The organism is Corynebacterium sp. HMSC034H07, assembly GCF_001815175.1.
Classification (GTDB): domain Bacteria; phylum Actinomycetota; class Actinomycetes; order Mycobacteriales; family Mycobacteriaceae; genus Corynebacterium; species Corynebacterium hiratae.
The window spans coordinates 1-8,225 of the sequence record NZ_KV819490.1 but is presented as its reverse complement, the minus strand read 5'-3'; the positions used below and the strand labels follow the sequence as shown (position 1 = coordinate 8,225).

Here is an 8,225-nt window from a genome sequence, read left to right as displayed (position 1 = left end):
GGTTTATCCACACGAAATGTCCCTTAAGCCAAAGTATTCAGTTGGTCTTAAGCGGCCTCGCGCGCAGGCGGCGCGTTCGGGCTTGCCTTCTCGCGCGCCGGATCGCGCGGCGGTACAGGTTTACCAGAGTCAGGAGGCGGAGTCTTTTCATCCCGATCCACCCGGCCAAGAAAACGCCGAATCATAGATACATTGGCCGCTACCACACCAAGAGCTGTATAGAAGAAGGCCGCAGCAAAACCGCGTACAGGTCTTCTCGTATGGTCACCAATAGCAGCACCACCACGATTGTTCTTTACATAGTCGTTGCGGGTTTCAATCACATTGCGCCACGTGCCATACACCTTCTTCCATTCCGGTGTCTTAAAAGCAGGGCCAGTTTGGCGGTAGCGCATTCCCTCCTTATTCGGGATGGTTACCGAGACCTTATTGGTACAGCACTTTCCTTTTGCCTTGCGCGCGGTAGATAGATTTGGCCCGGAGATGGAGGGTAGTCCTCTGTCTCTCGCGTCCTGGCGCTGACTCTTTTCCACCAAGGGACATGCCAGTGTCTTTCCTTTACCTCGTCCCGGACACATAAACATCTGGCTCTCACCGGAGAGCTTCTTGCCTTTTCTCCGCATGGCAAAGGCGCGGCGCTCGTTGATCCGCTGGTTGTAGGTGGCCTCATCAATACGTCCGGCATAGAAGTCTTCGGTGGCTTCCACCAGAGGTTTCGGCATGGCAGGACAATACCAGTGGCCTTCAACTAACCCCATGGTTTCATAGGATCCGCGCTTTCCCAGCTGATTGGTTCTGTAGTCTCCCACCAGGGTATAGCCGAGTTTGCGCAGTGGTTCATGGAAGTCTTTGGTCTTAGCCACCGCGAAGTAAGCACGATCGCCCACCACTGTGCCCTTAGGTGTCTCAGGATCATCCGTTAAATGCCGCATGGCTTCCAACCCACGGATCGCAGGGTTGTGGCTGGGCCGGTCGAAGGCCATGCCCATAATCAGGTGTGGCTGTGCATATGGGCCTTGGTCGCGGATGACTCCGGCAACAAGTGTGGCCTCCCAACCCCACACATGCTTGGCGTTTCGCTTTCGGTTTGATTCGCCATGTGTTTCTTGTCGCTCGTCACGGGAGTACCAGCCTGCCTCCGGCTCGGAGGACATGAGATCGTCCGGTCGGTTCGTCCATCGGTTGTTGCCACGGCGCACGCCTGGAATAAGTGTTCCGTCTAGGGTGAGGTCTCCCTGCCAGTTGGCTCGGTATTCTTCGGGCATGTCCTCGGTACTTGCCATAACTAGCTCATTGAACACGTAGGTGGCGCGCTGCCATTTTTCCTCGCGGCGCTCAGGGTCTTGTTCGTCCATCAGCCGGTTGAATTCAGCACGGGTAAGCCTGGCGCGGTGCGGGATGTTGTCGAATGGGTCAACGACATCAAGGAAGCTGTGCAGCGCACGCCACAGGCGGTAGTACCAGTTGCTGTGCTGGGTTGCGTAAAAGTCACCTACCCGTCGTGCCTTATCGCGGCTGGGCAGGTTAAGGAGTTCTAAAGCCTTGTCTGTCGTATCAGGCGAGGCCAGGAGCGTCGTCATGGTGGTCAAATGCATGGGTTGACCAGAACGCGCCAGAATCAGGTAGAGCGCAAGGATGGTGCGGTCGTTAACGGATTTAGGCCTGCCTCCTTTGGCGGGGTCGTAGCCGTCTACTCGCCTCCAGGTGTCAAGATGGTGGCAGATGTCGGTGCGGTCGATGATGGTCAATGCCCAGGAAACGCTGGCTCCATCCAGGCGAAGCAGCGGGGTGGGTGTGGTGTTGAAGTGGGCCACCTAGACTTCGCCTCCTGCTCTCGGTTCGACGACTCGAAGCGGCGGGTAGTCTGGTTCGTCCCTGTTGCCGCTGATCCACTCACGGTATTCGGTCTCGGTGAGCGCGCCAGATTCAACGATCATGTGGTGAAACGTGTCCTGGAAGGGCTGGATGCTTCCGGTGGCATAGACCAGATGGTTAAAGTCCACGCGCTCGGCGGCATGAGTAGCGATCCAGGTATAGCGCAGCCTGGGCAGTGTCGGGGCAAGGCCGGTACTCGATGGGTTCTGGCTGGTCTTGTGGATGAAGTCAGCAATCAGGTGTGGGCCTGTGGCATCGTTGCGGCGGCGCGCCGAGTTGGGTTTTACCAGTGGTTAGTCTCTACGGTCGTCGCCCACGCCATGCAGCACTTGGCGCATGAGGTCGTCGAAAGGTGCAGTCAGCGGAACGGTACGCGGCTTTAGCCCACGACCACCGCGTGCATGAACCGCCAGCACTGTGCCAAAGTCGGTGAAGTCGCCATAACGGCAGTGATAGATTTCCTCGGTGGACATGCCAGCACCTAAAGCCAGTGACACGATGATGCAGGCCACGCGCCGCGACTCGCGGCGGGGGCGGGAGGGAACCCAGTCGTCGATTCGGATAAGTTCGCTGGCGTTGTAGGCGCGGCGCGGAGCCGTAGCTGCCGGGTAAAAGACCTCCGGTAATTCTTCTGCCCACTCCAGCGCGCCTTCTTGGCCAATGACATGGCTTGCGCAGCGGTTGAGGATGCGGCGGGTGGCATTGAGGCTGGATTTGGATAAATCCGCTGTACGGGCTTGTAAGTAGGTGCGGATCTTTCCGCCATCGCGCAGCAGGTAGATACAGCCGTCCACGGAGATGTCGTCGTACCAGCGGTCGCGCATGTAGCAAAAGTACGTGGCGAGCACGCGCTTGCGGTTGCGCTCAACGGTAGGAGTTGTAGGTGGCAGTAATCCGCGTGTCGTCAGTGTGTCGATCACAGCGTAGACCTCATTGTATTTAGACTTAGGTGGTTCGTCTTTTTCTTCTTGTTCAAAGGAAGTGGTCTCGTGGCTTCCGACCTTCCCGCCGAGGCTCCGGTCAGGCGTTACGCCAACTGGCCTAATGCCCATATCGAGGCCCACGATCCGGTCATGCGGAAATTGCAGGACTTTGCCCGCAACGTCCAGAAACTCACCCTGGACGGGAGCTACCCCAGTGCCAAAGACTTGGCCGAGGCCTGCGGTATCCCCACCTCCACCATCACCCGAATCATCCGCGGCGAGATGATCCCGACGGGACGTGTCATTGCCAATATCGAGGTCACCACAGGCAAGCCCTTGTGGCCGCGCCATCGCAGCAACCGATACGGCAGTCAGTGACCCGAGGGTTGGAAACTGCATGTTTCCGACACTGGTAAGGCGGGTGTGAGTTACATGGGTGTCGTTCATGGCTCACGAGGTGAGCACACCTACACCACGAAATAGGTGGCGGTGCCTTCTTACCTCAGACCATGAGTAAACCCGCAGGTCACAGGGTGGTTCGTCCCTGGTGCGGTCTGTGCGCCATGAGACGAGTTTTGCGTATCCGCAATCCAACTTTGCAGATGTGCAATCGCTAGGGATAGCTCAGGAAGTCTCCGTGAGCCGAGCTACAGCACGTACAGGCCTCCACCTGGGGTGCCATGAGTCGATCCTCCGGCCAAAAGAATCCGGTAGGCATGGCGGCGGTTAGCTCCGGCCTCGACCACGTAGTCCTCAAACTGGTGCAAGGACTTCAGTCCTGCCGCAGCACACAGCACATCAGCGGGAACTCCGGCTGCAATGCGGTCGATAATCCACGTATTGCGCAGCCTGCGGGTATCCGGCACCATATCCGGCGATGTACTAGGTGTTACCCGGCGGAGATACGCCGAGAGCTGGCTGACGTTCTCGTTGTCGCGGCCTGGCCTGAACAGGTAGTCCTCCGGGCCGGTAGCCATAATGACCGGCTGAAGTACCTCGATATGAGACTTGAGCAGTGGCACCTCGCGCGGGCCAGCCCCGCGGTAGCCGTGCGGAAACAGCAGCACCCCGTCGCCGTCAACACGCACGTCTTTGCCGCGCAGCGTGCAGATTTCTCCTGCGCGCAAGCCCGCACCAAGCGTGAGTGCTAGCACCGTAGTGAAGTTGCGGCGGCGGGCAGCTGTGGGTTGCGACTCGGCCCAATCCCACATCCTGTCACAGGCATAAGAGTCGTAGGGTTCAAGGGTTGGCTCGTAGCTAATCGGGTGCTGGTAGTCAGGGTTCCAGTCGTCGTTGATCACCTCCGCCACACGACACAGCAGCGAGCGCTGGGTTCCTGCGGTGGACGGGCTGAGCTTTGCACCACCTCCGGCAAGGAAGTAGTTTCCGATGATGTCGGGGTGGAAGACGGTCTCGACAGTCACCACGCCGTAGCTCACCCAGACCCAGGCGGCGAGCTTGGACACGCAGTTGAGCGTGTTGCGCAGTGCGTCGCGGCTGGTGTTATCCGGGGTGATGTTAAGTGCGCGCACGCACTCGCGGGTGAAGTCGGCAACGTGGCTCCACGGCTCAGAGCGCACGGCGTGTGGTGTGTAGTTGGCGATGATCGCCTCATAGTCGGCGGTGGTGTAGTTACTGGACATGGGCCTTTCCTTCGTCGGCACGATCGCAGTGGAATGGGGCGGTGTAGTGGATGCTACGTAGCTAGGCCACGCAGTGCACTCCGCTACACATAGTCTTGTTTGCCGATCTGCAATCTGGCAAGCAGGTGGCCCCACACCGCCAACTTCGCAGGAATTTCTTATATGGCCTGCATGTTTGCGGTTCCGCAAACATCTACCAGACGAACCACCACATCATGTTGTGGAGATCAAAAAAGGGACATGCCATATTTAGTACCCCCGCGCGAGCCTCGGACACGGCCTTAATCCTACCCACCAAGTCCTTCAAGGCCCCGCTTTGTGGCCCACAGCTATGTCCACCACAACATGTAGATCCGCTGCCCCCGGTTGTGGCTAACCGATACGTGCGCGACCTGCGCGGAGCCTCAACCACACCCCGCACCGACTAGCGTGACCACCGTCGAGCGCGATTGCGTATCCGCAATTTTGTCTTAACTCACGCGGCTTGTTGCCATACCTCGCACATCGGCAACCCACCGCGCGGACAGTTTGCGTATCCGCAAATTTCTACCTGTTACCGTGCCCGACACTTGACATTTCCACTGCTCACACCCTCAAAGGAAAGGGACGAACCATGTCCACACTCGACATGAGCACACCACTGTACTGCCAGTACTTCACCGCCGAGCTTGAGGTAGACGACCTCGCCCAAGTCACCGAAACCCTGAAACAGGGAAAACAGGTGGCCGACACCATCTTGTCCATGTCCACCGCCGCGCTCTACAACCACGTCATTAGCTTCACAGGCCCGCAGGGGCTTATCACCGAGCGCGAAATCAACGTCCTCACCGCGTTTAACTCCATGTCGGTGGCCACTGCCCCGGTGCGCGTCACGTTTGTCACCCTGGCCGACACTTACGGAAACCGTGCGGGACTCACCCGCATCCAAGGCGGTGAGTCCGCCCGCGGCCTAATCCCGCTTACCCGGTCTGTAAACGAGGCCACGGTTGCAGACATGTCTGCCACCACACCAGGACTCACCATCAATCTGCCCAATAGTGTCCACGACGACCTGATCATTCGCTGCACGACTTTTGACCCGGACGGGTGCGTTCCCGAAGCAAAGGACGAGTTTCCCGGCGTGGACTACTGCCCTAGCCTGTACCACCTTTTGCGGGACGAACCATCTCCAGGCATCGACATCACCCACGACATTATCCGCGCACTACTTCCCTACCGCGGGATCCACATGGAGGTAGAGCCGAGGATTCTCGATGGCGATGTAGACATCGAGCGGCTGTAGCTGCTGGCTACGCTGTAAGCCATGAAGGAACCCAGCTGTGGTGTGTGCTGCGGCTGGGTTCCTTCTTGGGGAGGGTGAAGAGGGGACGTGATGGGACACCGGCCACGTCTTAAGTCGGGCAGCGTCTCCGCCAGACCCGGCAGAACTTGCGCACCGCTGACTGTAAGCATATACTTACACCTGACATCGTTCGATTACGATACGGAGGGATGATGGACGCAGCACGGCTCGCTCAGATGCTCAGTGCTCTTGGAAGTGAGCCTCGGTTGCGAATTATCGCCTCCCTAGAGACGGATTCGACCCATGTCAGTGAGCTGGCCCGCCGACTCGGGATGTCTCGGCCACTGCTCTACCAGCACCTCAACCGCTTGGAAGCTGCTGGACTCATCGAGAGTGGCCTGGAACAGCTCGGAGAGAGCCGAGTGAGGAAGCACTACTGGGTCGCTCCGTTTCAGCTTGAAGTAACTCCAGACCACATTAGGCACCTGATTAATCAAGAACAGAAAAGGGAATCTTCGTGACACTTACCGCTACCGTATTTCTTGTCATCCTCGCCGCCGCATTACCACTCGCGATCTTCGTTGCTCTTACCGTCTGGGTGGTACGCACCGTCACCAGCGCACGACGCGAAACGGCGACGGCGATCGATGGTTCCAACCAACTCATCGTGGAGCATCTACGCAACATCACCGAGCGGTTGGATCGGATTGAGGCCCAACTCAGCGAGATCCCCGAGTAATCAGGCTCTTCCTTAAACAAGGGGCGCGGTGGTTTTGGCTCCGCGCTATGGGCTGTCACAGCGTATGCGCTAAGCACGTCGCGTAGACCTCCAGCAACATAAACTTGCTTGTGACTTTGGCGGCGGGGTGTGTCTCCGGTCGTGGCGTTATCCTGTCCCTCTCGCGGATAGGGGCTAGGACTGGGGACGAACCACGTGGTGTGCCCCCACCTCCGACACCGCCCCGGCCCACCTGCCGACGGAACCGGGAACGGAAACCGACGGAAACCATAGCTGTGGTTCGGGTCGTTGCAGGTGGGTGGGTAGTTTCGCAAAAGACTCTTAGGCTGGCCAGAAAACTCTGACCAGCCTTTTCTTCTGGAACGAGTCGACGGGTTAAGGCTTAAGCCTTGGGTTACTACGCCCACGGTAAATAGAGTTCAAATAATTCAATTTTTTAGCGCTTATTTACCGTGAACGACATGTATCGCCAAGCAAGGCCACTCCATGTTTCTCACCCTCATGGGGTAGATAGTGTTTCAAACTCTGGCCAAAGCTCGGGTTAGGGCACTATTACAATCCATGGAATTGTTATTGATCTACCTCGCAGTGGTGTTTGGCTGCGGCCTCGTTGCGTGGGCGGTGCGATTGCCGCCTCTCATCGGGTTTCTCGTCGCTGGCTTCGCGCTCAATGCCGGGGGTATCGAGCACGTTGAAGCGTTAGATCTTTTCGCCGACATCGGTGTCACGCTGATGCTTTTTGCAATCGGGTTGCGCCTCGATCTGAGGGCCTTGACCGACAAGGCTGTCTGGCTTACCGCCACCGCCCACGTGCTCGTGATGACCCTCCTCGGCATGGGTTTTATCACGGCTCTCGGCGCACTCGGCGCATTCGGTCCGACCAGTTTTTCGATAGCGGTCAACGTCGCCCTCGTGCTGAGTTTTTCCAGCACCATCGTGGTCGTCAAAATCTTGCAAGACCGCGGCGATGAACAAGCCCTCTACGGCAATATCTGCATCGGCGTCCTCATCATGCAGGACATCATCGCTGTCGTCTTCATGAGCATCCTGCGGGGAGAGCCGCCAAGCTTAGCGGCCGTGTTGCTTGTCCTCATCGTCCCGCTGCTAGCGCTGACTACTCGCCGCTGGTACAAGCTCGGGCACGGTGAGCTGGGCGCGCTCTTTGGCATCGTCATGGCGCTGCTGCCTGGTTATGCTCTCTTCGAGTGGGTCGGCCTCTCCGGAAGCCTCGGCGCGCTCATCATGGGCGTGGTGCTCTCCCGCTCCCCTGGCGCAGAACAGCTCAGCCATTCACTGTTTACCCTCAAAGAACTGCTGCTGGTTGGCTTTTTCGTCAACATCGGTTTCCTGGGCCTACCAACGTGGCACAACATCGTCGACGCCGGGTTGCTCCTGCTGCTTTTGCCCATCCAGGGCCTCGCTTACTGGGCAATCCTGTGGATGTTGGGACTGCGCAACCGCACTTCTGTCCTTGCTTCCCTGTTGCTGGCGAATTACTCTGAGTTCGCCCTTATCATTGCCGCTGTGGGAGTACAGGACGGCTGGCTCAACCAGCGCTGGCTGCTGTCACTCGTGCTCGCTGTTTCGTTGAGCTTTGTCATCTCGGCAATCCTCAACCCACAAAACGTCTCGCGAGCTACACACCTAGCCAAGCGACTGCCGGCCCGCCCACCGCACAAGATTCACCCGGAGGATCGCCCCATCGAGCTTGGCGACGCCCATGCGCTCGTCCTCGGTGTTCAGAAGACTGAAATGGTAGCGGT

The 8,225-nt window shown here is 58.3% G+C and carries 9 protein-coding genes; 5 read left to right on the top strand and 4 right to left on the bottom strand.

All coding sequences use genetic code 11. The features are described from left to right. Positions 1-47: 47 nt before the first annotated feature. The 3 genes from HMPREF3009_RS01405 to HMPREF3009_RS12940 all read right to left on the bottom strand — a co-directional run bounded on the left by HMPREF3009_RS01405 (position 48) and on the right by HMPREF3009_RS12940 (position 2,795). The gene (locus HMPREF3009_RS01405; protein ID WP_070456055.1) at positions 48-1,814 is read right to left on the bottom strand and encodes a hypothetical protein; all 1,767 of its coding nucleotides are present in this window, start codon (positions 1,812-1,814) and stop codon (positions 48-50) included. Continuing rightward, a complete protein-coding gene (locus HMPREF3009_RS12945) occupies positions 1,815-2,003 on the bottom strand; it encodes a hypothetical protein (protein WP_083312698.1) in 189 nt (62 codons plus the stop codon). A gap of 165 nt (positions 2,004-2,168) precedes the next feature. Beyond that, complete coding sequence (locus HMPREF3009_RS12940; protein ID WP_083312697.1) at positions 2,169-2,795, bottom strand: hypothetical protein; 627 nt, start codon at positions 2,793-2,795, stop codon at positions 2,169-2,171. Positions 2,796-2,843: 48 nt separating this feature from the next. Here HMPREF3009_RS12940 and HMPREF3009_RS12935 point away from each other — a divergent pair, with 48 nt between their 5' ends. After that, complete coding sequence (locus HMPREF3009_RS12935) at positions 2,844-3,176, top strand: helix-turn-helix domain-containing protein (protein WP_141758233.1); 333 nt, start codon at positions 2,844-2,846, stop codon at positions 3,174-3,176. Between the two features lie 269 nt (positions 3,177-3,445). Here the strand turns inward: HMPREF3009_RS12935 and HMPREF3009_RS01395 are convergent, their stop codons facing one another. After that, on the bottom strand, positions 3,446-4,441 hold the full coding sequence (locus HMPREF3009_RS01395; RefSeq protein ID WP_070456053.1) for a tyrosine-type recombinase/integrase: 996 nt from the start codon (positions 4,439-4,441) through the stop codon (positions 3,446-3,448). Positions 4,442-5,054: 613 nt separating this feature from the next. On the opposite strand from HMPREF3009_RS01395, the gene HMPREF3009_RS01390 reads away from it, so the two are divergent. The 4 genes from HMPREF3009_RS01390 to HMPREF3009_RS01375 form a co-directional block, all read left to right on the top strand. Further along, entirely contained in the window at positions 5,055-5,723 is a 669-nt protein-coding gene (locus HMPREF3009_RS01390; RefSeq protein ID WP_005323141.1) for a hypothetical protein, read from the top strand. A gap of 209 nt (positions 5,724-5,932) precedes the next feature. Beyond that, positions 5,933-6,244, top strand: coding sequence for an ArsR/SmtB family transcription factor (locus HMPREF3009_RS01385; protein ID WP_005323142.1), 312 nt, complete (start codon positions 5,933-5,935; stop codon positions 6,242-6,244). Then, positions 6,241-6,462, top strand: coding sequence for a hypothetical protein (locus HMPREF3009_RS01380; protein ID WP_005323143.1), 222 nt, complete (start codon positions 6,241-6,243; stop codon positions 6,460-6,462). Before HMPREF3009_RS01385 ends, HMPREF3009_RS01380 begins: the two co-directional genes overlap by 4 nt. Before the next feature lie 561 nt (positions 6,463-7,023). Beyond that, positions 7,024-8,225 (top strand): cation:proton antiporter domain-containing protein (locus tag HMPREF3009_RS01375; protein WP_070679557.1); only part of this gene is annotated, 1,202 nt, incomplete at its 3' end.

Bases quoted from the DNA above. Each gene is read 5' to 3' on its own strand.
- HMPREF3009_RS01385 (WP_005323142.1), top strand. From the start codon at position 5,933: ATGATGGACGCAGCACGGCTCGCTCAGATGCTCAGTGCTCTTGGAAGT.
- HMPREF3009_RS01395 (WP_070456053.1), bottom strand. From the start codon at position 4,441: ATGTCCAGTAACTACACCACCGCCGACTATGAGGCGATCATCGCCAAC.
- HMPREF3009_RS01390 (WP_005323141.1), top strand. From the start codon at position 5,055: ATGTCCACACTCGACATGAGCACACCACTGTACTGCCAGTACTTCACC.